Consider the following 23,537-nt stretch of genomic DNA (forward strand, 5'->3'; position numbering starts at 1 on the left):
GGCGAGCCGGCACCTCGCCACGACGGCCCCGGCACCGTCAGGCCGGACTGAGCGCCCCCTGCACGAACCGGCTCAGGGACGCCGTGAACGCGGTGCCGAAGGCGTCCCTGGCCTCCTCCGGCAGGGCCTCCAGGGACAGGTAGGGGTTCAGGTCCTCCAGCTCGACCAGCAGAAGCTCGCCATCGGGGGTCCGGCAGGCGTCGACACGCTGGATGCCGTGCCCGAGGTCGTTCCAGTCGACGAACCGCCGGGCGAACTCCAGGTCGGCGGCGGTGGCCGCATAGGGCTCGAGATCCCAGCGGCGCTCCGGGTCGGGGGCGTAGAGGGCGTACTGGAAGTCGTCGTCCACGAAGTAGAAGGACACCTCGTAGGCGAAGGCGACGCAGGGCTGGATCAGGACGTCGCCGGTCGCGAACGAGGCGACCTGCCCGGCCGGGACGATCCGCATGCCGAGGGAGTCCGCGCCGAGCCTGGGCTTGACCACATAGCGCTCGGCGGACGGCAGCCGGTGCAGGTCCTCGGCGCAGCCGACGGTCGGGATGACCGGGAAGCCGGCGGCGCTCAGGTCGAGCAGATACTGCTTGCCGGCCATGTCCGCCTTGCCGGTGAGCGGGTTGTACACCGGGGCGCCGGTGGCGAGCGCCTTCGCGCGGAAGGCCTCGTACTCCTTCTCGTAGCCGAGCACGGGACCGCTGTTGCGGACGACCACCGCGTCGAAGGCGTCCATCAGGGCCGCCGCGTCCCGCGGATGGCACAGGGCCAGGTCGAAGTGGGCGCGCAGCCGGGAGGTGAGGTGGATGTCCTCGTCGCAGTAGCGGCGCCCGCGGGCCTGGTACGCCAGGTCCGTGACGTAGAGCAGGCGGGGGCGGGCGGCGGGCATGCGGGATCTCCTTGAGAGGGACCGGTGTCGGCGCGGGTGGAGAAAGGTTACGTCGCAGGGTACGGGCTGCTTCGACCGCCCCCGGAGCCCACCGCGACTCCCCGTTGCCGGGCTGTCGTCCGACGATCCCGGCCGGCGGATCAGGGTCGGGCGGTACCTCACCGTGAACCCTCCGACGCATCAGTGCGATCGCTGCGTTCGGGCGGGCGGGCAGCACTCAGTTCCCCCTTACGAGGGCTCACCCTGCACTGAGTGTCAGGAGTGGGTTCCGGGTGCTACGTTCCCGTTCATGAGCTCCAGCAGTGCGGCGCCGGCCGCGAAGCCGCCGATGCGGGAGGCCCTGGTCGCGGCGGCCTTCCGGCTCTTCCTGGAACGCGGGTACGAACAGACGACCGTGGACGACATCGTGGCCCTGGCCGGGGTCGGCCGGCGCTCGTTCTTCCGCTACTTCCCCTCCAAGGACGACGTGGTCTTCCCCGACCACGAGCGCTGCCTGGCCGACATGACCGCTTTTCTCGCGGCGAGCGGCGAGGAGCACGAGCCGGTGCGGCGGGTGTGCGACGCGGCCCGGATGGTGCTGCGGATGTACGCGGAGAACCCGACCTTCTCCGTGCAGCGCTACCGCCTCACCAAGCAGGTGCCGGGCCTGCGCGCATACGAGCTGTCCGTGGTGTGGCGCTACGAGCGCGCCCTCGCCGAGTACCTGCGCGGGCGGTTCGCCGGGCGGCCCGACGGGACGCTGCGGGCCGATGTGATCGCGGCCGCGGTCGTCGCCGCGCACAACAACGCCCTGCGCTCCTGGCTGCGGTCGGACGGCAGGGACGATCCGGGCGCGGCGGTGGACCACGCCCTGGGATACGTGCAGCGGGCGTTCGGCCGCCCGGTGGACACGGCCGCGGGCGCCGGCCGGATCGGACCGGTGCCGGCGGGTGAGGCCGAGGACGCCGAGGAGGTGGTGGTGCTCGTCTCGCACCGGGACGCTCCGGTATGGCGAGTGGTGCAGGAGTGGGAGACGGCGCTCGGACGCGGCTGACCCGCGACGCCGGTCAAATTGAGGGTACGGAGTGCCTTTACGAGTGACACTCAGTGCCATAACCTGTCGGCGTGCACGGTGGCACGGCTGCCGGGCACACGCGTGCCGGTCGGCGCCGGGCACGCGGGATTCCGGCCGAGCGCAGGGAGTTGAACAGCGTGTACCACCACTCAGCAAGCGCCTCGCATCCGGCGGCCGGTTCCGCGGCGGGAGTTCTCGACCCCGTTGCCGCGGATTCCAAGGACGCCATCCTCTTCCAGCGCTGCACCTGGTGCGGCACGGCGATGTACCACCGGCTGCTGTGTCCGGTGTGCCAGGGCAGCGATCTGCGCACGGAGCGCAGCGAGGGCGTCGGCACGGTCCGCCACTCGACCGTGGTGCACCGCAACACTCCGGCGGCGCGCAATGTGTCGCTCATCGAGATGGCCGAGGGATTCGTCGTCCGGGGCCGGGTCATGGGTCCGCCGGTCGGCATCCACAGCGGCGACCGGGTCCGCCTGTCGACCGCCAAGGACCCGGTGCGCGGCGAGCCGGTCTTCCAGCTGGTGGACGAGCCGTACCGGGCCTGGACCTGACGGCCGTACGCGGCTGAGGCCGGCCGGCCGCCACGTCACCGAGGCCACGGACACGGCGTCAACTCCCTTGCGCTGACGGGCTGTCCGAACGGGAGGTCTGCCATGCGCGGGTTCCCCGCCGGTGCCCCGTGCGCGGCCCGCCACGAGTTCCCGGCCAGGCCGCAGGTGTGATCCATCACCCGCGCCGCACAGGCAACGCACAGAGTCCTCTTCCCCTCCTCCGGGGCGAGGGGTCCCGGTACGGACGGGACCCCCGTGTTCGGGGTTCGAGGAGGAACTGTGGTCCGTGCCCGGTACATAGCGGTGACCGCCGCCGCGCTGCTCGCGGTGGCGGGAGCATCCCCAGGGGTGGCAGTGGCCCAGGCCCGACCGCCTGCACAGGTGAGGACGTCGACGGCCACGGACGGCGGGACACTGCCGCCCGGGTGGCGGATCACCGACGGGCGCTCGGCGCCGCAACTGGAGTGGCGGTCCGACCGGCCCGTGCCGATGGGGGACGCTCGGGTCGAATTCCGGTCGGGCGGACGCCTGTTGGGGGTGCCCAAGCCGGGCGCGGACGGGCACACCTTCCGGCTGCCGCTGGAGGCGCGGCGGACGAACGAGCTGGCCGGTCTCCAGGTCTGGTCCGGCGGACGCCGGCTGGACGCGCGGGACGCCGCCGGTGCCGCGTCGGCGGCGCGGCCGCCGGCCCCGCTGCCCGCGAACGGTGTGGACCCGGGCAAGTCCGGTTCGTACCGCACCAGGACGGGCGAGTACGGCCTGAAGTCGGTCCGGCTGCCGGGCTTTCCGGCGCCGGTGGAGATGCGCGCGGTGGTCGTCGCCCCGGTCGGCGCGTCCGGCAGGCGTCCGCTCGCGCTGTTCCTGCACGGCCGCCACTACACCTGCTATCGGGGCCGCGACATCACCGGCGACTGGCCCTGCAAGGCCGGCGCCGAGCCGGTGCCCAGTCACCGCGGCTATCTGCGCGACCAGAAACTGCTGGCCTCGCAGGGCTATGTGACCGTGTCGATCTCGGCGAACGGCGTCAACGCCCAGGACTGGGCCGCCGAGGACGGCGGCGCGCAGGCGCGTTCCTCGCTGGTGCGGCAGCACCTGGCCCGGTGGGCCGAGTGGGCCGAGCACCCCGGGGCGGCGCCGGCGGTCGTACGCGAGTCGCCCCGCGCCGACCTGTCCCGGGTGCTGCTGGTGGGGCACTCGCGCGGCGGCGAGGGGGTGAACCGGGCGGCACTGGACAGCCTGTACCCGCCGCCCGCCGACCAGGACGGCTACCACGGCCCGGTCCGCTGGAGGATCCGCGGCACGGTCCTCATCGGCCCGACCGTCTTCGGTCAGAACCCGGTGCCCGACGTGCCGTCCGTGACGATCCTGCCGGGCTGCGACGGTGACGTCTCCGACCTGCAGGGCGAGGTGTACGTCGACGGCACGCGCGCGGTCAGCGGCGGCACGGCGCTGCACAGCGCCGTGTACGTCATCGGCGCGAACCACAACTTCTTCAACTCCGAGTGGACGCCGGGCCAGGCCGCGGCACCGGCCGAGGACGACTTCTTCGACGACGCGCAGCACCCCGATGCGGTGTGCGGCAAGCGTGCCGCGACCCGGCTGACCGCCGACCAGCAGCACCGGGCCGGTGCGACGTACATCGCGGCCGCCGCGCGGCTGTTCGTGGCCGGCGACGACCGGGTGCGGCCGCTGCTGGACGGCTCCGGGAAGCGGGCGCCGTCGGCGGACCCGGCGCGGGTCCTCAGCCACGCGGTGGGTGCGCGCCGGGGTGCCGGGTTCCTGCCGGACGGCGGGTTGTCGGTGACCGGCGGCAAGCTGTGCGACGCGGTGGACCCGAGCCCGGCCAGGACCTGCCTGGGCCAGGGGGCGAAGGGCTCCTCGCCGCACTTCGCGCCGTGGGAGACCGACCGGGAGGCCGGCCGGCACGCGATCGCGCTGCGCTGGACGCGCGCCGGCAGCCCGGTGCGGGTGAGCGCCGGTAAGCCGCTGTCGCTGTCCGGTGCCACGTCGCTGGCGCTGCGGCTGTTCGTGCCGCCGAACTCCCGTGGCACGCAGCTGGATGTGTCCCTGACCGACGCCGCCGGCCGGAAGGCGACGCTCGGCCGGGTCCGGGCCGACGGGCTGCCGGGCAGTGAGCGGACCGCCTCCTACTGGGCGCGCGAGCTCCGGGTGCCGCTGACCGCGGCCACCCGCGCCGGCCTCGACCTGAAGTCGGTCAAGTCCCTCGCGCTGACGCCGCGTTCGGGCTCCGGGCGGGCCTGGCTCATGGACGCCTGGGGCTGGCGGGCCGGGACGCCCGCGGTGCGGGCGGCGGCGCTGGCGCGCGTCGACCTCGGCCGCACGGCCGTGGACGAGGGCGACTCCGGTGTGCGCACCTACCACGTCCCGGTCCGGGTGACGGGCCGGGGCAGCGGTCAGGTTCGGGTGTACGTCGTCGACCCGGCCACCGGCCGGGCGACGGACCGGCTGGTCACGGTGCGTCCGGGCGGCCACGACCTCGACGTACCGATCGAGGTGAAGGGGAACACGCGGTACGGCGCCGATGTGTCGTACGACGTGCTCGTCAAGGCGGTCCGCGGCGCGGTCGTGGGCTCCCACCGGGGCGGCATCACCGTCCACGACGACGATCCGGCGCCCACGACGACCGTCACCCCCGTCGCCGACCGGGTCGGCGAGGGGCAGTCGCTGATCTGGCGGGTGTCCCTGTCCGAGGCGGTCGACGTCGACATGAACGCTATGTTCACGGTCGTGCCGGTCGACGGGCCGGAGCTGTCCACCAAGGACGTCCCGGCGCGCTGGCTGGAGGACACCGCGGGGGCGAAACCGGACCCGGAGCGCGCCCTGTCCACGGTGGACGGACTCTACCTGTGGGTGGACATCCCGTCGGGGCGCACGAGCGCCGACATCACCGTGCCCACGGTGAAGGACCGGGTGACGGAGCCGGCGGAGTCGGTGCGGTTCCAGCAGATCGACCCGGAGACCGGTGAGCCGCGGTCCGGCGGCCTGGTGCTGTCGGGGTCGGTGGCGAACGCGTCGTAGGACGCGCTGCCGGGTGGCCCTCAGTCCGTGAGGGTCACCCGGATCCCCACCGTGCCGTCCAGGCCCCGCCGCAGCCGGCTGCCCAGCAGCGTGAGGCGGCCGAAGAGGCCGTACTTGCGGGCGAGGAGGGAGCGGTAGCGGGCGGTGGTGGCCGCGTCGGCGATCTCGGCGGTGGCCGGCAGCTGGTCGCCGGTGGGGTTGCCGCGCACATCGCAGGGCCCGACGAGTACGTCGGAGCGGCGCCGGATCCGCTTGACCTTGAAGCTGTCGGCGGCGGTCCAGACACCGAGGGTGTCACCGTCCCGGACCACCCACACGGGCGTGGCGACCGCGGTGCCGTTCTTGCGGTAGCTGGTCACCAGCAGGTACTTACCGGAGCCGAGCCGGTCCAGCCGCGTTTCGTCCATGTCCGGCAGTCTAGGAGGCGGACCGCCGGCCGAGGAGGGCGCCGGCCGTCCCGGAGAACGGGTCACCCGGTCATGACAGCGCCGCCGCCATGCGCTGTACCCCTTCGGTGAGGATCTCCGGCGCGGTGGCCAGGTTCAGGCGTACGTGCCCCGCGCCGCCGGTGCCGAACGGCAGGCCGGAGCTGAGGGCGACCCGGCCGCGGTCGAGGAAGACCTGGGCGGGGTCGTCGCCGAGGCCGAGCGCACGGCAGTCGAGCCAGGCGAGGTAGGTGGCCTCGGCGGCGTGGAGGCGGATGGCCGGCAGGTGTTCGGCGAGCAGGCCGGTGAGCAGGCGCCGGTTGTCCTGGAGTCCGGCCAGCAGGGCGTCGAGCCAGCCGGTGGCGTCGCGCAGGGCGGCGGTGTGGGCGATGACGCCGAGGTGACTGGGGCCGTGCCCGACCTCCTCGGGGAGGCGGCCGAGGTCGGCTTCGGCCGCGGGCCCGGCGAGGGCGAGGGCGGCCTTGAGCCCGGCCAGGTTCCAGCCCTTGCTGGCCGACATCAGGGACAGGCCGCGTTCGGCGCCGGGCACGCTCAGGTACGGCACGAAGGTGACGCCGGGGGCGACGAGCGGGGCGTGGATCTCGTCCGCGACGACCCGGACGCCGTAGCGTTCCGCGAGGCGGGCGACGGCCTCGAGTTCGGTGGCGGTGTGCACGGTGCCGGTGGGGTTGTGCGGGCTGCACAGCAGATAGGCGGCGCGCCCGCCGCCCGCCGTCGCCTGCCTGAAGGTCTTCTCCAGCGAGGCCGGATCGATGCGCAGACCGGCGCCGAGCGGGTCCTCGACCACCCGGCGGTCCATGTGGGTGATGAACTGGAAGAACGGCGGATACACCGGGGAGTTGACGATGACCGGATCGCCGGGCCCGGTGACCAGTTTGAGCATCTCGACCACTCCCAGCATCACGTCCGGAACGATCGCGGTGCGCGCGACGGCGATCCCGTGCCAGTCCCAGCGTTCGGCGGCGAAGGCGGCGAGGGCCTCGGCGTAGGCGGTGCCGGCGGGGTACCCGGTGTCGCCGAGGGCCAGCGCGTCGGTGACGGCGCGGACGACGGGTTCGGCGAGCGGGACGTCCATCTCGGCCACCCACAGCGGCAGCACGTCGTCGGGGTAGGTGCGCCATTTCATGCTCGTACGACGTCGCAGCCGCGCCAGGTCCAGGGCGCGCAGCGGGTCCGGTCGGCCGGGGATGTCGTGCGGGATGCTGGTCATGGGGCTCAAGATAGGGGGCTGTGGCGTGAGCGGGAATGCGGACACGAGGACGGACGGGCGGTGGGAGGCCGCCGCGGACGGCCGCTTCGCCGAGGTGGCCTGTGACGAGTCGGGCTCGGACGGGGAGAACCTGGTCGGCGGGAACACCGCTGTGTTCGCGCACGCCAGTGTGGCGCTGCCGGTGGACGTGGCCGCGGAGTGCGTGGCGGAGATCCGGCGGCGGATCCGCTCGCCCGCGCAGGAGTACAAGGCGACCCATCTGCTGCGCGAGAAGCACCGGGCGGTGCTGGAGTGGCTGCTGGCGGAGGGCGGGCCGATCCACGGCCGGGCCCATGTGCATCTGACGGAGAAGGCGTTCTTCGTCGTGGACCGGGTCGTCGGACTGCTGCTGGAGGACGCGGCGCAGTCCCGCACCCTGTACCGGCAGGGGCCGCGCACCTTCGGCGCGGCGGAGTGGCAGGAGTTCCTTCAGGCGGCGAACCGGCTGCTGCGCGTCCGCCCGGACGGCGACCCGGCCGCCGCCGGCGCGCCGTTCTTCCGGGCCGTCGACGCACTGGGCCGGGCGTATCCGGACACCGAGGCGGCGGGTGTCCTGCGGCGACTCGCCGCGGGCCGGTCGCGCGCGGACGCCTACCGGGCGCGGGTGCAGCGCACACCGCCCCTGTTCCCGGTGCTCAACCCGCTCTTCCCGGCGATCCGGCTGACCGCCGCGCACTGGAGCGCCGGCGGGCGGACCGTCACGCTGGTGCACGATCAGCAGAACGCGCTGACGCCGGGGCGGATCGCCCGGATCGTGCAGTCCGCCCGGCGGGACGGGATCGGGCTCGGCGGGCTGCGGCTGGTCGACTCCCGGGACGACGCCCGGGTGCAGATCGCCGACTTCCTGGCCGGGATCGCCCGCAAGATCGCCTCCGACGCGCTGGGGGGCAGCGGGGACCCGGTCCTGACCGCGCTGCTGCGGCCGTACATCGGGGCCGAGTCGGTCTGGGGGGACACGGCGAACTGGGCGAGCATCGGCCCGCCCCCGGAAAACCCCGGACGGGCGGCGGAGATCAACTCGGCCGTCTAGATTGCGTCTTGCATGCTGCAATCGCCCTCTGGCATCCAGGAGCTGACCCACGTGACCGACAACCAGGCAGCCACCAACGACGTGGCCGTGTCGCTGCGCGCCCGCATCAACACCGGCCAGCCGCACACCGCCCGGATCTGGAACTACTGGCTCGGCGGCAAGGACAACTACGAGGTCGACCGCGCGGCCGGCGACCAGATACGCCGACTGCACCCGGGCATCGGGGAGTACGCGCGCGCCGACCGGCTGTTCCTCGGCCGTGCCGTGCGGCACCTGGTCGGTGAGGTGGGCATCCGGCAGTTCCTGGACATCGGCACCGGGCTGCCCACCGCCGACAACACGCACGAGGTCGCCCAGCGCGTCGCGCCGGAGTCCCGGATCGTGTACGTCGACAACGACCCGCTCGTCCTCGCCCACGCGCGGGCCCTGCTGACCAGCACGCCCGAGGGCCGTACCGACTATCTCGACGAGGATCTGCGCAACGTCGACGCGATCTTCGAGCACGCCGCGAAGACGCTGGACTTCAGTGAGCCGGTGGCGCTGATACTGCTCGGTGTGGTCATCTTCATCGGCGACGAGGAGGACCCGTACGGTCTCGTACGGCAGTTGGTGGACCGGCTGCCGTCGGGCAGCCACCTGGTGCTGTCGCACACCATCACCAGCCCCTCGATGCCGGACGTGGACGAGGCGGTGAAGTTCTGGAACGAGCACGGCACCCCGAAGCTGACCCAGCGCACCCCCGAGGACGTGACCCGGTTCTTCGACGGCCTGGACCTGCTGGAGCCGGGCGTGGTGTCCTGCTCGCGCTGGCGCCCGGAGCACGCCCACGAGGGCGAGCCGGAGGAGGTCGCCATGTTCGGCGGGGTGGCCCGCAAGAACTGAGCACCGCACGAACCGAGCACCGCACGAACCGAGCACCGCGAGGACCGGCACACTGCGAACCGGGCACCGCGATCGGGCACCGCGATCGAGTGCCGCTTGGGCCGAGCCCGGGCGAGACGATCACCGGCGTCGGTGGAGGCCCCGAGAAGGTCACCGGCGTCGGTGAGAACGCGAGGAGATCACCGCCGTGGGTGAACGCCGCCACCGCCGGCTCCGTATGGAGGATCGGTCCCTCGACGACCCGAGGGCCCCGCGATGCCGGGACGGGCATCGCGCATCCGGGTTCGGCTTCGGGAGCCATGCATGCGGCACGCACGACGACGGGTCGTCCGGCGAATGACACGGCTGGCGGCGGTCGGCGGACTCCTCCTGGGCGGCGCAATGGTCGCCCAGGCGGCCATGGCGAGCCAGACGCCTGCGACCTCCGCCAGACCGCTCGGCTCCGCCGGTGACGCCGGGGACACGGGCGCCGCGCTGGTGGCGCGGCTCGGCACCGCGCGAACGGCGGGCAGCTGGATCGGTGCCGACGGGCGGCCGGTCGTGGCGGTGACCGACGACGCGGCGGCCCGGGCGGTACGGCGGGCGGGGGCCGAGGCGAAGGTCGTCTCCCACAGCATGAACGAACTCAAGTCGGCCACCGCCACGCTGCGTTCGGCGCCACGCGTGGCCGGCACGGCCTGGGCGGTGGACTACCGCACCAACCGGGTCATGCTGCGGGCGGACAGCACGGTCTCCGCCGGTGACTGGTCCCGGATGACCCAAGTGGCCACGCACATAGGCTCTTTCGTGCACATGGAACGTTCGAAGGGCACCTTCACCACGCGGCTGAACGGTGCCCAGCCGATCCTGTCGACCGGCGGCCGCTGCTCGGCGGGCTTCAACGTCACCAACGGGCAGAGCGACTTCATCCTCACGGCCGGTCACTGCGGCCCCGCCGGATCCACCTGGTTCGCCGACAACCAGGGCGACCAGCAGCTCGGCAGGACCGTCAGCAGCGCCTTCCCCGGCAGCGACTTCTCCCTCGTGCAGTACGCCTCCGGCAAGGCCGGCGCGGGCGCGGACGTCGTCGCGATCGGCGGCGGCAAGGGTGTGCGCATCACCGGGTCCGCGGATCCGGCGGTGGGACAGCGGGTGTTCCGCAGCGGCAGCACCAGCGGACTGCGCGACGGCCAGGTCACCGCGCTCAACGCGACCGTCAACTACCCGGAGGGGACGGTCACCGGGCTCATCGAGACGGACGTGTGCGCCGAACCGGGTGACAGCGGCGGCCCGCTGTTCTCCGAGGGCATCGCCCTGGGCGTCACCTCGGGCGGCAACGGTGACTGCACGAGCGGCGGGACGACGTTCTTCCAGCCGGTGACCAAGGCGATGACGGCCCTCGGCGTCCGGCTGATCGCGTCGGCGCAGAACGCGGGCGGGGCCCAGGGCGCAGCGTCCTCCCCCGCGCCGTCGGCATCCGCGTCGCAGGGCTCGGTCGCTCCCGGCGAGGTCTCGCCGGGTTCCTCGGCGCCGGTCACGGGCGCGTCGGAGGGCAGGGCCCTGCTGGCGCGGCTGACGGACACACGGAACGTCGGACCTGGCCTGCTGGTCATCGCGGGGAGTCTGATCGCGCTGGTCGCGACCCGTTTCATCCGGGCCGAGCAGGACCGCAAGGCGTATCAGCGGTACTACTCCGCGACGTGGAGCTGACACAGGTCGCGGCCGGGCCTCGGGGGCTTCCCGGGGCCCGCATCGGGCTCGGAGGTGCGACGAGAAGGGCACCCGTGCGCTCGCGGGTGCCCAGGACTGTACGGCGCGGTGTGCGCCGGGTGCGTCAGGCCGCCCGGTGCGGTTGCGACTGCGGGGCCGCGGCGGCCCACTCCATCACGAGGCGCTGGTACTCCTCGCGCTGCTCGGTCGTCAGTGTCCCGCCCGACCGGAGCCACAGGGCCCGGATCTCCTCGTTGACCTCCGCGGCCGATCGCTCGGAGGCGGCTGCAACAGTGGTGGACATGCTGTGAAGCATATGCCGATCGACGTGAAGGCGCTGTGAGTAAGTACACCTGATGCGGACATTTCGGACCGTGTTACTCATCACGTCAATGGGCCGGGCGCGAGCGGCAGTTCACGCCTTGACCAGGCGCGATCAGGCCTCGGTGAGCCCGAGCACCAGCACCTGGATCGCCAGCACCGCGGCGCCGCGCGCCCAGTCGTGGAAGTCGGACACCTTGGTCTCCAGGTCGACCGGGGCGGCCTGCGGATGCCGGTGGGCGCGGATGGTCTCGCGGACCGTGTTCCCGGCCACGTCCATCAGTCCGACCCCCTCCCCGGCGAGCAGGATCTTCCGCGGCATCGCGAAGTTGGCGATCTGCGCGACGAGGGTGCCGAGCGCCCGGGCGGCCTCGTCGATCACCCGGGAGGCCATGGGCTCGCCCGCGGCGGCACCGGCGAGGATGTCCTCGTAGCGGGCGTCCCCGCCGGTGGCGGCCCGGATCTGGTACTCGATGCTGGGAATGGTGAGCAAGGACACGGCGCTGCCCCGCTGGCCGTCGGGGGTGAGGGGGCCGTGCGGGTCGACGATCCAGTGCCGGCCGAAGCCGCGGCCCTCTTCGGCGTAGGGCACCCGGCTGCCGCCGAGCACCAGCCCGTAGCCGATGCCGGCGCCGATGGTCAGGACGACGAAGCGGTCGAGTCCCCGGCCCGCGCCGAACCAGGTCTCGGCCTCGACCAGGGCGGCCACGTCGTTCTCCACGACGACCGGCAGCCCGGTGCGGTCCCGCACGAGCGCGGCCAACGGCACGTCCCGCCAGCCCAGGAAGGGTGACTCCCCCACCACCGCGCGGTCCCGCACATGCCCGCCCACACCGATGCCGATGCCCGCCGGGGCGGGGTGGCGTGCGGCCAGTTCGGCGGTCATCCGGGCGAGCAGGTCGGCGACGGAATCCGGGTCGCGTGTGGTGAGCGGCCGGTCGAGGCGGTCGGTGACCTCGCTGCGGAGGGTGGTGACGACGCCGTAGACCATGTCGGCGGTGATCTTGAAGCCGAGGAAGGCGCGGGAGTCGGCGAGGACGTCGAGCGGCTGCGACGGCCGTCCCAGCCGGGCCGCCGCGCCACCGGCGTCCGTGACCTCCACCAGAAGGCCGGACTCGATCAGTGGCTTGGTCAGCCGGGTGAGGCTGCCCTGGGAGAGGCCGAGCCGGCGCGCCAGCTCGGTGCGGGACAGCGGTCCGTGCACGAGCACCTCGATCGCCACGGAGCGCTCCGCGGGGCTCAGCGGCAACCAACTGGTCATGGTCCGACCCCACTTTTCTTCTAAGACAGAAGTAACGAGGTCACTTTAGCGGAGCGAAGGAGCTGAAGGACCGAACAGTTCCCGCTCTTGACGCTGTCATTCTTCCGAAGCGAAAGTAATGCGCATGACTTTCTCTCTCGGCATCGTCGGCGCCGGGCAGTTCTCCGGCCAGTTCGCCACCCTCTTCCAGGCCCACCCCGGCGTCCGTGACGTCCATGTCACCGACCTGCTGCCCGAGCGGGCCGAGCGGCTCGTCGCCGCGCAGGGCCTCGCGGGCACCTTCCCGTCGTACGCGGCCATGCTGGAGTCGCCGGACATCGACGCGGTCGCGATCTTCACCCAGCGCTGGACGCACGGCCCGCTGGTGCTCGCCGGTCTGGAGGCCGGCAAGCACGTGTACTCCGCCGTCCCCATGGCGATCACCACGGAGGAGATCGCCGCGATCATCGACGCCGTGCGGGCGACCGGGCTGACGTACATGATGGGCGAGACCAGCCAGTACAACCCGGCGACCGTGCACGCCCGCAACCAGATGGCCGAGGGCGCCTTCGGCCGGCTGTTCTACGCCGAGGGCGACTACGTCCACGACATGGACCTGGGCTTCTACGACGCCTACCGGTACAGCGGCGGCGAGGACTGGAAGGCGACCGCCAGCTATCCCCCGCTGCTGTATCCGACGCACTCGGTCGGCGGGGTGCTCGGGGCCTGGCAGACGCATGCGGTGAGCGTCTCGGCGATCGGTGTGCGCGATGAGCGAGGTGACGGCGTTTTCGATCGTTCGGTCAGTCAGTTCGACAACGACGTGTCCAACGCCACCGCTCTGTTCGAGGTGGCGGGCGGCGGCTCGTTCCGTACGAACGAGTTCCGGCGGGTCGGCTACCCCTCGCACATCCGCGAGTCCCGGTTCCGGTTCTTCGGCACGGAGGCCAGCATGGAGCAGTTGGCGACGGTGGCGCTGTGGCAGGACAAGAACGGCGTGAAGGACATCAGCGAGCTGCTGGAGCCCAAGCAGACCCTGTCCCCCGACGACCCGTCGCTGCAGCACATCGCGCCGGAGCTGCGGGCCGCCTTCACCTCCGGTTCGGCGCCCGTGCACGACCGCTCACGGCTGCCCCGGGAGTTCGACCATCTGCACAACGGGCACGAGGGCAGCCACCACTTCCTGGTGGACGACTTCGTCACCGCGGTCAACACGCGCACGCTGCCGTCGGTGAACGCGTGGGTGGCGGCCCGCTACACCCTGCCGGGCATCATCGCGCACGAGTCGGCACGGCAGGGCGGGGTACGGCTGCAGATCCCCGACTTCGGGGACGCACCCGAGGCATGAGGGCTCAGGTGCCGGGCTTGCGGCCGTAGACGAAGACGTCATCGCCGTTCTTCAGCAGCGACCAGTACTTCTTGGCGGTCGTCGAGGTCATGTTGACGCAGCCGTGCGAGCCGGGCGGGTTCCACATGCTCAGGCCCACCGAGTGGAAGGCCTGGCCGCCGTCGAAGAACTGGCTGTAGGGCATCGGCACGTTGTAGATGGTCGAGACGTGGTCGATGTCCCGCCAGTAGATCTTCTTCAGACCGGTGCGGGTCTCGTAGCCGTCGCGGCCGGTGCGCACCGGCACGGGGCCGTAGACGAGCTTCTTGCCGTCCTGGATCCAGCTGAGCTGGAGCGTGAGGTTCACGCAGGCGATGCGGCCCTTGTTCACGGGGCACTTGCCGTCCTTGTTCGGGTTGGTCCCGACGGCCTTCTGCTTGTTCATCAGGTCCATCACGCCCCAGGTGACGGGGCCGGCGTAGCCGATGTTGGGCCTGATGCCGTGCTTGTTCTGGAAGGCCTGGGTGGCCTTGCAGTCGGCGGCGGACTGCTTGCCGTCGACCGGGCGGCCCAGGAACTTCTCCACCTGCTTCTGGTAAGGCCCCGCTTGCGTGGTGCAGCTCGCGGCCTGGGCCGGTGCCGCGGTGAAGGCGAGCGCGAGCGGCGTCACCAATCCGGTGACGCCCAGCGCCACGACACCTCGTCTGCGTATGTCCCCCATGACGGACACTTCCCCTTCTCCCCTTTTTTCCCAGGGCCTGCCCCGGGTGTTCTCCTGCGCGATTCCCGCGATCTCGGACTACTAGACCTGTCCCGGGAGCCCATGGTTGTGGTTCCGGTCAGGCTGTGACGAAACGGTGAACTTCGTCGGCGCGCAGCCGGACCCGGTGGGCCCGTGCCGAAGACACGGCATGTCAGGCCGACCGCGCCTCGTACGCACCGCACTTCGGCGGCGCCGTCCTCCCCCACCGTGCGCACCCGCACGGCGGGCCCCGCCGGCCCCGCCCGGCAGTCGGGCGGACCGCCCGCCGAGGCCGACGGCGCGCGTGTGCTCGACGGGCGGGTGGCGGTCTTCGGCCGAGGGTCAGGAGGGGGGCCGCACGGCGGCGTGGAAGGCGGTGTTCACCGCGGTGAGGCCGCCGTCGACCACGAGCGTCGTGCCGGTGATCCAGGCGGCGTCGCGGGAGGCGAGGAAGGCGACCGCGGCGGCGATGTCCTCGGGCTCCCCGACCCGGCCGAGCGGGTACAGGGCGCGCACGGCGGCGAGGTCGTCGTCGCGCCCTTCCCACGCCGAGGTCCGGACCGTGCCCGGCACCACGAGGTTCACCCGGACACCGCGGGCCGCCGCGTGCCCGGCGAGGGTCCGGGTGAGGGAGCCGAGGCCGGCCTTGGCGGCGCTGTAGGCGTGGTTGCCGAAGTCCTGCAGGCCGTTGACGGACCCGACGCTCACGATCGCGCCGTGTCCGCAGGCGGCGAGGTGCGGCAGCGCGGCGCGGCAGCAGCGGTAGGCGCCGGTGAGGGTGATGTCGAGGTCGAGAGCCCAGGCCTCGTCGGGGTCGTCCTCGAAGAGCGGGGTGTCCGGGGTGCAGTGGGCGGCGCTGTTGACCAGCACGCCGAGCGAGCCGAAGGCGGTCACGGCGCGGGCGACGGCCGCGTCTACGGAGGCGCGGTCGGCCACGTCGCAGGCGAACGCCTCGGCGGCGAGACCTCGCTCCCGCAGCGCTGCCGCGGTCCGCTCGGCCTCGGGCAGGTCCCGGTCGGTGACCAGGACCCGGCCTCCCTCCTCGGCGAGCCGGCGGGCGACGGCGGCACCGATGCCGCGGGCCGCGCCCGTGACGAGAACTCCCTGTCCCGCGAAGCGGGTGTGATCGGTCATGGGGCGACCGTACGGCTGGGGGTTCGCCCTTTCACCGGAAACCGGGAGACCGTGCGGCTCACCGATACCCCGTGACGTCGGCCGGCTTGCCCGCGTCCTGCACCTCGACCAGGTACCGCCAGGCGTCGGGGCGGCTGCCGTCGAGGTCGGTGAAGCCGTACACCTGGGCCAGTCCACCGCTGGAGAGTGACTGCCCGTTGAAGCGGGCCACGTCGGGGTCGGCGGCCAGGGCGGCGACGGCACGGCCGGTGAAGCGGGGGGTCTCGGAGATGGCGAAGTGCGGGACGCGGTCGAGAGCGTCGCGCCAGTTGTCCTCACGGACGCCGAACTCGTCGAGCATGATCTCCGAGCGCAGCCAGCCGGGGGTCACTGCCACGGCCGTGGCACCGCGGGGGCCCAGCTCGTGGCCGAGGGCGAAGGCCATGCGCAGGACGGAGGCCTTGGCGAGGTCGTAGAAGAAGTTCACGCGGTAGGTGTCGCGGTTGTAGTCGGCGGTGCCGTCGGTGACCTCCACGACCAGGCCGCCGGGGTGCCGGAGCAGCAGCGGCAGCGCGTAGTGGCTCGTGACGGCGTGCGTCTCGACGGCGAGCCGGAGCAGTCTGAGCCCGTTGTCGAGGTCGTGCTCCCACACCGGGGTGTCCCACGCGAAGAGCTTCTCGCCGCCCCAGATGTCGTTGACGAGGACGTCGAGGCGGCCCTGCTCGTCCGCGATGCGGTCCACCAGGGCCCGTACGGCGGCCTGGTCCAGGTGGTCGGCCGGTACGGCGATGCCGTGCCCGCCGGCCGCGGTGACGAGGTCGGCGGTGTCCTCGATCGTCTCGGGGCGGTCGTACTCCGAGCGGTGGGCGCGGGTGCTGCGGCCGGTGACGTAGACGGTGGCGCCGGCCGCGCCGAGTTCGACGGCGATGCCCCGTCCGGCGCCCCGGGTCGCCCCGGCGACCAGCGCGACCTTGCCCCGTAGCGATCCTGACATGTCCGGCCTCCTGTGCGGTGACGACTGCTGTCGTCGTCCACTGTCACGGGAAAGCCGGACATCCTCTGTCGTCTTTACCGGCGGGTCCTGTCGTCGTCAGCGGCTCAGTCGCTCGTCCAGCTTCCCGGCGTCCGCGAGGAACCAGAGCCGGCCGCCCTGATCCGCCTCGTACACGAAGTCGCGCAGAGCGGTGCTGTCGGCGACATGGCGGGAGATGTCGCCGACGACGGCGAGCCGCAGCCGGTAGTTCGCGAACTTCTGGACGACGGCTCCGGCGACACCCGACCGCAGCCGGAAGAACTCGTCCGCGATCCGCTCGACGGGGACGGCGACCAGCTGTGCGTCCTGGCCCATGGCGTCGCCGATCAGGTCCAGCGCCGCGCTCTCGCCGTCCAGCGGAGGGCCGTCGGGAGCGCAGCGCAGGACGCGTACGCCATGGAGGGTCACCAGCGTGTTCTCGGTCATGCCCATGATGCTAGGAGCGCCGTGGTGGACCCCGCCCGTGAATAATCCTCGGCCGTCAGTGCCCCCGCTTGATCCACTCCTCCAGGTGGGGTGCCTCGGCGCCGATGGTGGTGGGGTCGCCGTGGCCGGTGAGGACCTTGGTCTCCGGCGGGAGGGTGAGGAGGCGGTCGCGGATGGAGTCGATGATCGTCGGGAAGCTGGAGTAGGAGCGTCCGGTCGCGCCCGGGCCGCCCTGGAAGAGGGTGTCGCCGGTGAAGACGGTGCCGAGGCCGGGGTCGTACAGGCAGACGGCGCCCGGGGCGTGTCCCGGGGTGTGCAGGACGGTCAGGTCGGCGCCGGCGGTCTCGAGGACCTGGCCGTCGGCGAGGTGCCGGTCGGGGTCGCGGTCAGGGTGGGTCTGCTTCCACAGCGGCAGGTCGTCGGGGTGCAGCCAGATGACGGCACCGGTGAGGTCGGCGAGCGCGGGGGCGGCGTCGATGTGGTCGTTGTGGGCGTGGGTGCACACGATGGCGGTCAGCCGGCGGTCCGCCACGGCTTCCGCGATGACCTCGGCGTCGTGCGCGGCGTCGATGACGATCACCTCGCGTTCGTCACCGACGATCCACACGTTGTTCTCGACGTCCCAGGTGCCGCCGTCGAGGGTGAACTGGCCCGAGGTGACGAGTCGTTCGATGCGCGTGGTCATCACAGCACCACCACCGAGCGCAGCACGTCACCGTGGTGCATCCGCTCGAAGGCCTTCTCCACCTCGTCGAGCTGGATGGTCTCGGAGACGAACGCGTCGAGCGGCAGGCGGCCTTGCAGATGCAGGTCGATGAGCATGGGGAAGTCGCGGGAGGGCAGGCAGTCGCCGTACCAGGAGGACTTCAGGGCGCCGCCGCGGCCGAAGACGTCCAGCAGCGGCAGGTCGAGCTTCATCTCCGGGGTGGGGACGCCGACGAGGACGACGGTGCCGGCGAGGTCGCGGGCGTAGAAGGCCTGCTTGTAGGTCTCGGGCCGGCCGACGGCCTCGATGACGACGTCGGCGCCGAAGCCGCCGGTCAGCTCGCGGATCGCCTCGACCGGGTCGGTCTGCCGGGAGTTGACGGTGTGGGTGGCGCCCAGGGTGCGGGCCTTGTCCAGCTTCCGGTCGTCGATGTCGACGGCGATGATCTTCGCCGCGCCGGCCAGGTACGACCCGGCGATGGCCGCGTCACCGACGCCGCCGCAGCCGATGACGGCGACCGAGTCGCCCCGGCCGACGCCTCCGGTGTTGATCGCGGCACCGATGCCGGCCATCACCCCGCAGCCCAGCAGTCCGGCGACCGCCGGGGAGACGGCCGGATCGACCTTGGTGCACTGCCCGGCGGCGACCAGCGTCTTCTCGGCGAACGCGCCGATGCCGAGCGCCGGGGAGAGTTCCTGCCCGGTGGCGGCGAGGGTCATCTTCTGCTCGGCGTTGTGCGTGTTGAAGCAGTACCAGGGCCGGCCGCGCAGGCAGGCCCGGCAGTTGCCGCACACGGCACGCCAGTTCAGGACGACGAAGTCACCGGGTGCCACGTCGGTGACGCCGTCGCCGACCGACTCCACGACACCGGCGGCCTCGTGGCCGAGGAGGAAGGGGAAGTCGTCGGAGATGCCGCCCTGCTTGTAGTGCAGATCGGTGTGACAGACGCCGCAGGCCTGGACGCGTACGACGGCTTCACCGGGGCCGGGGTCCGGTACCACGATCGTCTCGACTCGTACGGGCTCGTCCTTGCCCGGTGCGATCACGCCGCGAACTTCCTGCGCCATGGCCTGGCCCCTTCCTTCGATTGCCTTCCCTGCCGACCCTACGCGCGACCGATGGCCGGCGGGACGGACCACGAGGGTGATCGTGGATCTTTCCGGCCGCCGACGGCGGTGGGCTCGCGCCCGGGACGATGCGGACACCCGCCCGTCACCCGCGTCGGCAACCCTGCGGGTCCATGCACCTGGGCCGTACGTCCCGGTCGTGTCGCACCTGCCGAATCTGGTGGGAAGTCGACCGGATCCACGTCATCGGCCGGTATTCGCCACGGCCGGTGCACCCCCGCCGTCCCGCCGGTGTTCGCCGAGGCCCTGGACGGTGTCCTCGATCCGGTCGGCACCGCAGCTGACCCGGCGGCGTGACGGCCGGCGCGACGCCACGGCCCGGCAGGGGTGAGGGCCGCCCCGGCCGGGACGGCCCTGGTGCCCAGGTGCGGGATCAGTGGACGGCGGGCAGCAGACCCAGCACGGGCGCGGCGGGGGCGACGAGCTGCTCCAGCTGGTTCAGCTGGTTCAGCTCGTCGAGGTGTTTCACCGCCCCCAGCTGCTGGGAGACCCGCGGGACCCGGTTCTTCTCCTGCGCGGGGATGCCACTGGCGGTGAGCGAGTCCAGCGTGGTCATCGCGCCCGGCTTGCCGACGAGCGGTACGCCGGCGTCGGTGGCGCTCGCCGACGGTACGGCGAGGCCTGCGACCCCGGCGGCCAGACCGACGGCGGCGGCGATGCGTCGTGTTGAGATCATGTCTTCAGCAACGGCGGCGGGCCCCGGCCGGACACGGGCGGCGGCCCTCGCTCACCCGTGAGGTGGAGCGCGCCGCCTGCGCTTGCCGAGGCCGCTGTGCCGGAGGAGTCTCGAAGGTGGGGCCGAGCGGCCCGTTCCTCCTCGGGCCGCGGGCGCCTGAAGGAGGTCACCATGGGCACCGCGACAGGCTCCGCCTTCGACGTCGAGACACTGCGCCGGGGCATCGAAGGAAACACCGGAAACACCCTGCTGTCGCTCTACGCCGACGACGCGGAGATCCGCATCGTCGACCACAACAACCAGCCGAGCCACCCCACCGTCCTGCACGGCCGGGGCCAGATCGCCGAGTTGCTGGACGACGTCTACAGCCGCGACATGACACACAAACTGGAGCAGTGTGTGGTGCAGGGCGACCACGCCGCCTTCAGCGAATCCTGCCAGTACGGAGACGGCACCCGGGTGCTCGCCGAGTCGATGGTCTCGTTGCGTGACGGCAAGATCGCCGAACAGCTGATCATCCAGGCCTGGGACGAGTAGGAACACCCGGACATGGCAGGCGGCTCCAAGAAGATCGCGAGGGTCCAGGTCAGCACCCGGCTGACCTGGACCTTCTCCGCGAGGGGGGTGGTGGGCCGGGACCGTCGGGCGCGCCTTCGGCGGCGCGAACCGGCTTCCGCGGCGAGTCTGCCGGTGGCCGCCGCTGTCCTCGGGGCGGTGCTGAGAGCGGCGCGCCCGCGCCCCGCACTGCCGCGCGCGCTGCGCGGACGGCGTGCCCGCCCGCGGTGAGTCGGCCGACGCCGGACCGGCGGATCGCCTCGTACACACCCCGTTACGCTGTACCCGGGCCGTGACTGGCGCTGAGGTGGAGAACCACCGGGGAGCGGCCCGTGGTGGTTGCCGCGCGCCTGGGCGAGGAGAGTCGATCCAGCTCAGGAGTGTGCAGCATGACCCAGGCCCGTCTCATGGACGGCACCGCCCTCGCCCGCCGCATCGTCGAGGACACCGCGAAGAAGGCCGCGGACCTCACCGGACGGACGGGTACCGCGCCGTGTCTGGCGACCGTGCTGGTCGGCGAGGACCCGGCGTCCGTGACGTACGTGCGCATGAAGCAGAACCGCTGCCGCAAGGCCGGCATCGAGTCGCGTCATGTGGCCCTGCCCGCCGCCACGACGACCGCCCAACTCGTCGGAACCCTGCGGGAGTTGTCGGCCGACCCAGGGGTGCACGGGATTCTGCTCCAGCACCCGGTGGGCGACCACGTCGACGAGCGGGCCGCGTTCGAGGCCATCGCGCCGGAGAAGGACGTCGACGGTGTCACCTTCGCCTCGTTCGCCACGATGAGCTTCGGCCTGCCGGGGTTCGTCTCGTGCACGCCCGGCGGCATCGTGCGGCTGCTCGACGAGTACGGCGTCGACCCGGCCGGGAAGCGGGCGGTGGTGGTGGGCCGCAGCGCGATCCTCGGCAAGCCGGTGGGCATGCTGCTGCTGGCCCGGGACGCGACCGTGACCTACTGTCACTCGCGCACCCGGGACCTGTCGGCGGCGGTCCGCGAGGCGGACGTCGTCGTCGCCGCCGTCGGCCGGCCGCGGCTGATCCGCGGGCAGGACATCAAGCCGGGCGCGGTCGTCATCGACGCCGGCTACAACCCCGGGAACGTCGGCGACGTCGACTTCGACTCGGCCGTGGAGCGGGCCTCGCTGATCACGCCGGTGCCGGGCGGCGTCGGTCCGATGACCATCGCCACGCTGCTGGAGCAGACCGTCGAGGCCGCCGCCCGGCAGCTCGGGGCGTAGGGGTCAGCGCATCCAGGCGCTGTACTCCATGACGTCACCGGCCTCCACCCCGTACTCGGGTTCGGCCTGGGTGAACGTGGTCTCCAGGCCGAGGACGGCACCGGTACGCGGGTCGAGGATCAGCATCCGCCGGCCGCCGCCGCCCTCGCCCCCGTACACATAGGCCTGTCCCGGGCGGCCGAGCCGGTCCGTGACCTGTCCCAGGGGCCGCAGGCCCTCGGCGTCCGCGAGGACCCGCACCACTGCCGCGGACTCGCGGGCGCCGAGCATCCAGTGGTCCAGCACTACCGCTAGGGCGTCGAGCAGTTGGGGGGTGGTCAGGGAGTCGGTGCGGACGGTTTCGGCGAGGTAGGCGCGCAGGGCGGCCGGGGTGTGCGGCGGGGGCGCCTCCGGCGGGGCGTCGCTCCAGCTCGGCGGGTAGGTGGTCCGGCTGAGGACATGGCCGTCCGCCACCAGGCGCGGGTCGCCGCCTGCGTCGGTGAGGACCGGTCGGCCGGGGCGGCGCGGGTCGGTCGCCACGACCAGTTCGGTGTGGCTGTCGTCCGCCCGCCAGCGCACGACACGCTCCTCGGGGAGGGTGACCGGCGGTTTGCCCTCGGTCATGCCGAGGCTCCACGACTGCACATGGGTGCCCTTGCGCAGCCTCGGTGAGCCGCCTGCGGCGGCAGCGTCGGCCAGTTCGGCGAGCTGCGCCAGCGGTACGGGCGTGGAGTGGGCGCGGACGGTCAGCGGGCGGGGTGCGGCGAGGGCGGGCTGGGTGTTCGGTCCGCCGAGCAGCACGGTGAGGGCGGTCGCGAGGACGACACCGGTGGCGGCGAGGCCCCACAGCAGCCGGGCGCGCGGCGTACGGCGCGTCGGGCGGGGCCGGTGCAGCAGCCGGTCCAGCTGGCGTTCGGCACGGTGGTCCAGTGGGCCGTCGCCGAAGTACGGGCCGTCGGAGGGGACCGGGTTGGCGTGGCGGAGGAGGTCGAGTTCGTCAGGCATGTCGGTGGTCCTTGCGCAGGCATGCGTCGACAGGGGGTGCGGAGTACGGCGATCGCCGGCCGGAACCGTCCTCCCCGGCAACCGTCGGGGCGTCGGTGCGACCGGCATCCGCCGGCGTCCGGCCGTCGCCGGACGACTGCTCGGCCAGCGACACACCAGCCGACGCCACGGGCCGGACGCGGTGCGCGGGCAGCGACTCAGCCGACGCCGCCGCGGCCCGTACGCGGTGCTCCGGCAGCGAATCGGCCGACATCGGTACGGGCCGTACGCGGTGCTCCGGCAACGAGTCGGTCGATGTCTCCGGGGGGCGTACGAGGTGCTCGGGCAGCGACACACCAGCCGACGCCGCAGTGGGGACGCGGTGCGCGGGCAGCGAGTCGGCCGACGCCGGCACCGGCCGTATGAGGTGTTCCGGCAGTGAGTCGGTCGACGTCTCCGGGGGGCGGAGGTGGTCGATCTCGGTGCGGAGGCGGCGCCGGGCGCGGTGCAGACGCATCGCGGCCGCGCGTATGCCGCAGCCCAGGGCGACCGCGATCTCCTCGGTGCCGAGTTCCTCCCAGGCGGCCAGGCGCAGCACCTCCTGGTCCGCCGGGGACAGCCGGTCGAGCGCCTCGTGCACCCAGGCCCCCGGGGCCTCGGCGTCGGGGCTGGCCACGATGTGCCGGCCGTGCGCGGCCTCGTCGTTGCCCAGCCGGTCCACCAGCCGGCGCCGGCGCCCGTAGCCGCGTACCGCGTTCGCCAGGCAGTTCCGGGCCACCCCGTACAGCCAGGGCAGCGGCGCGTCCGGCAGGTCGCCACGGCGCCGCCAGGCGACGGTGAACACCTCCGCCACCACTTCCTCCACCTCGCCGGCCCGCCCCTGAAGTCGCCTCGCGACATAGCGGCTGACCGCCCAGTAGTGCTCGCGATAGGCAGCGGCGAAGATCTCGTCGTTGCTCATGTTCGGTTCGTGTCCGGCACTTCCCGGATCGTCACACCCTTCTTAGGTGATGCTCGTCGCGCCGTCCGAGTGTGACCCACCGGCCGGGCACGGACACAGGCGGGGCGTGAAGAGGATCAGAGACACCAGGGCCGTGCAGTGGCTCACCACCACCGACCACAAGACGATCGGAACGCTCTACTTGGTCACCGCGTTCGCGTTCTTCCTGATCGGTGGCGTGATGGCGCTGCTCATGCGCGCCGAGCTGGCCCGGCCGGGCCTGCAGATCATGTCGAACGAGCAGTTC

22 protein-coding genes, 2 pseudogenes and 1 riboswitch are annotated in these 23,537 nt (G+C 72.6%); of the genes and pseudogenes, 10 read left to right on the forward strand and 14 right to left on the reverse strand.

What is annotated here, in order from left to right; translation table 11 throughout:
* Positions 1-37 precede the first annotated feature (37 nt).
* The gene (locus tag ACGFRF_RS38980) at positions 38-880 is read right to left on the reverse strand and encodes a hypothetical protein (RefSeq protein WP_393748424.1); all 843 of its coding nucleotides are present in this window, start codon (positions 878-880) and stop codon (positions 38-40) included.
* A gap of 289 nt (positions 881-1,169) precedes the next feature.
* Between ACGFRF_RS38980 and ACGFRF_RS38985 the strand changes: the two genes are divergently transcribed.
* The 3 genes from ACGFRF_RS38985 (at position 1,170) to ACGFRF_RS38995 (ending at position 5,527) form a co-directional block, all read left to right on the forward strand.
* Complete coding sequence (locus ACGFRF_RS38985; protein ID WP_393748425.1) at positions 1,170-1,913, forward strand: TetR family transcriptional regulator; 744 nt, start codon at positions 1,170-1,172, stop codon at positions 1,911-1,913.
* 158 nt (positions 1,914-2,071) lie between these two features.
* The gene (locus ACGFRF_RS38990; protein ID WP_393748470.1) at positions 2,072-2,488 is read left to right on the forward strand and encodes a Zn-ribbon domain-containing OB-fold protein; all 417 of its coding nucleotides are present in this window, start codon (positions 2,072-2,074) and stop codon (positions 2,486-2,488) included.
* A gap of 279 nt (positions 2,489-2,767) precedes the next feature.
* Complete coding sequence (locus tag ACGFRF_RS38995) at positions 2,768-5,527, forward strand: hypothetical protein (protein WP_393748427.1); 2,760 nt, start codon at positions 2,768-2,770, stop codon at positions 5,525-5,527.
* Between the two features lie 20 nt (positions 5,528-5,547).
* On the opposite strand, the gene ACGFRF_RS39000 is transcribed toward ACGFRF_RS38995, so the two are convergent.
* Complete coding sequence (locus ACGFRF_RS39000) at positions 5,548-5,934, reverse strand: PPOX class F420-dependent oxidoreductase (RefSeq protein WP_393748429.1); 387 nt, start codon at positions 5,932-5,934, stop codon at positions 5,548-5,550.
* Positions 5,935-6,004: 70 nt separating this feature from the next.
* Positions 6,005-7,183 carry a MalY/PatB family protein gene (locus ACGFRF_RS39005; protein ID WP_393748431.1) on the reverse strand — a complete coding sequence of 393 codons (1,179 nt, stop codon included), beginning with the start codon at positions 7,181-7,183 and terminating at the stop codon, positions 6,005-6,007.
* A gap of 25 nt (positions 7,184-7,208) precedes the next feature.
* Here ACGFRF_RS39005 and ACGFRF_RS39010 point away from each other — a divergent pair, with 25 nt between their 5' ends.
* From ACGFRF_RS39010 to ACGFRF_RS39020, 3 genes are all read left to right on the forward strand, one after another.
* The gene (locus tag ACGFRF_RS39010; protein WP_393748433.1) at positions 7,209-8,252 is read left to right on the forward strand and encodes a hypothetical protein; all 1,044 of its coding nucleotides are present in this window, start codon (positions 7,209-7,211) and stop codon (positions 8,250-8,252) included.
* Positions 8,253-8,303: 51 nt separating this feature from the next.
* On the forward strand, positions 8,304-9,134 hold the full coding sequence (locus tag ACGFRF_RS39015; protein WP_393748435.1) for an SAM-dependent methyltransferase: 831 nt from the start codon (positions 8,304-8,306) through the stop codon (positions 9,132-9,134).
* 303 nt (positions 9,135-9,437) lie between these two features.
* A complete protein-coding gene (locus ACGFRF_RS39020; protein ID WP_393748437.1) occupies positions 9,438-10,823 on the forward strand; it encodes a S1 family peptidase in 1,386 nt (461 codons plus the stop codon).
* A gap of 124 nt (positions 10,824-10,947) precedes the next feature.
* Here the strand turns inward: ACGFRF_RS39020 and ACGFRF_RS39025 are convergent, their stop codons facing one another.
* Both ACGFRF_RS39025 and ACGFRF_RS39030 read right to left on the reverse strand, forming a co-directional pair.
* Positions 10,948-11,139 (reverse strand): hypothetical protein, encoded by a 192-nt coding sequence (locus ACGFRF_RS39025; protein WP_393748439.1) that lies wholly within the window; start codon positions 11,137-11,139, stop codon positions 10,948-10,950.
* A 120-nt stretch (positions 11,140-11,259) separates the two neighbouring features.
* Positions 11,260-12,405 (reverse strand): ROK family protein, encoded by a 1,146-nt coding sequence (locus ACGFRF_RS39030; protein ID WP_393748441.1) that lies wholly within the window; start codon positions 12,403-12,405, stop codon positions 11,260-11,262.
* Positions 12,406-12,529: 124 nt separating this feature from the next.
* Between ACGFRF_RS39030 and ACGFRF_RS39035 the strand changes: the two genes are divergently transcribed.
* Positions 12,530-13,732: a Gfo/Idh/MocA family protein gene (locus ACGFRF_RS39035; RefSeq protein WP_393748443.1), complete on the forward strand. Its 1,203-nt coding sequence runs from the start codon at positions 12,530-12,532 to the stop codon at positions 13,730-13,732.
* Between the two features lie 4 nt (positions 13,733-13,736).
* Here the strand turns inward: ACGFRF_RS39035 and ACGFRF_RS39040 are convergent, their stop codons facing one another.
* From ACGFRF_RS39040 to ACGFRF_RS39070, 7 genes are all read right to left on the reverse strand, one after another.
* The gene (locus ACGFRF_RS39040; protein ID WP_393748445.1) at positions 13,737-14,432 is read right to left on the reverse strand and encodes a L,D-transpeptidase family protein; all 696 of its coding nucleotides are present in this window, start codon (positions 14,430-14,432) and stop codon (positions 13,737-13,739) included.
* Between the two features lie 363 nt (positions 14,433-14,795).
* Positions 14,796-15,587: an SDR family NAD(P)-dependent oxidoreductase gene (locus ACGFRF_RS39045; protein WP_393748447.1), complete on the reverse strand. Its 792-nt coding sequence runs from the start codon at positions 15,585-15,587 to the stop codon at positions 14,796-14,798.
* A gap of 58 nt (positions 15,588-15,645) precedes the next feature.
* Positions 15,646-16,560, reverse strand: coding sequence for an SDR family oxidoreductase (locus ACGFRF_RS39050; RefSeq protein ID WP_393748449.1), 915 nt, complete (start codon positions 16,558-16,560; stop codon positions 15,646-15,648).
* Between the two features lie 96 nt (positions 16,561-16,656).
* A complete protein-coding gene (locus ACGFRF_RS39055) occupies positions 16,657-17,025 on the reverse strand; it encodes a DUF4180 domain-containing protein (RefSeq protein ID WP_393748451.1) in 369 nt (122 codons plus the stop codon).
* 55 nt (positions 17,026-17,080) lie between these two features.
* Positions 17,081-17,710 (reverse strand): MBL fold metallo-hydrolase, encoded by a 630-nt coding sequence (locus tag ACGFRF_RS39060; protein WP_393748453.1) that lies wholly within the window; start codon positions 17,708-17,710, stop codon positions 17,081-17,083.
* Complete coding sequence (locus tag ACGFRF_RS39065) at positions 17,710-18,798, reverse strand: S-(hydroxymethyl)mycothiol dehydrogenase (protein ID WP_393748455.1); 1,089 nt, start codon at positions 18,796-18,798, stop codon at positions 17,710-17,712. The genes ACGFRF_RS39060 and ACGFRF_RS39065 overlap by 1 nt, the downstream gene beginning before the upstream one ends.
* Positions 18,799-19,231: 433 nt before the next feature.
* Positions 19,232-19,534, reverse strand: a complete 303-nt coding sequence (locus ACGFRF_RS39070) for a hypothetical protein (RefSeq protein WP_393748457.1) — start codon at positions 19,532-19,534, stop codon at positions 19,232-19,234.
* A gap of 171 nt (positions 19,535-19,705) precedes the next feature.
* Between ACGFRF_RS39070 and ACGFRF_RS39075 the strand changes: the two genes are divergently transcribed.
* The gene (locus tag ACGFRF_RS39075; RefSeq protein WP_393748459.1) at positions 19,706-20,071 is read left to right on the forward strand and encodes a nuclear transport factor 2 family protein; all 366 of its coding nucleotides are present in this window, start codon (positions 19,706-19,708) and stop codon (positions 20,069-20,071) included.
* Positions 20,072-20,371: 300 nt separating this feature from the next.
* A riboswitch (ZMP/ZTP riboswitch) is annotated at positions 20,372-20,452 on the forward strand.
* A gap of 26 nt (positions 20,453-20,478) precedes the next feature.
* On the forward strand, positions 20,479-21,327 hold the full coding sequence (locus tag ACGFRF_RS39080) for a bifunctional 5,10-methylenetetrahydrofolate dehydrogenase/5,10-methenyltetrahydrofolate cyclohydrolase (protein WP_393748461.1): 849 nt from the start codon (positions 20,479-20,481) through the stop codon (positions 21,325-21,327).
* 3 nt (positions 21,328-21,330) lie between these two features.
* Here the strand turns inward: ACGFRF_RS39080 and ACGFRF_RS39085 are convergent, their stop codons facing one another.
* Together ACGFRF_RS39085 and ACGFRF_RS39090 are read right to left on the reverse strand one after the other, a co-directional pair.
* Positions 21,331-22,311 carry a CU044_5270 family protein gene (locus ACGFRF_RS39085; protein ID WP_393748463.1) on the reverse strand — a complete coding sequence of 327 codons (981 nt, stop codon included), beginning with the start codon at positions 22,309-22,311 and terminating at the stop codon, positions 21,331-21,333.
* Positions 22,312-22,750: 439 nt separating this feature from the next.
* Positions 22,751-23,251: pseudogene (locus ACGFRF_RS39090) on the reverse strand (RNA polymerase sigma factor); the annotation flags it as partial.
* Positions 23,252-23,357: 106 nt separating this feature from the next.
* Here ACGFRF_RS39090 and ACGFRF_RS39095 point away from each other — a divergent pair.
* Positions 23,358-23,537 (forward strand): annotated as a pseudogene (locus tag ACGFRF_RS39095) (cytochrome ubiquinol oxidase subunit I); the annotation flags it as partial.

Source organism: Streptomyces sp. NPDC048521 (assembly GCF_043199855.1).
Lineage (GTDB): Bacteria > Actinomycetota > Actinomycetes > Streptomycetales > Streptomycetaceae > Streptomyces.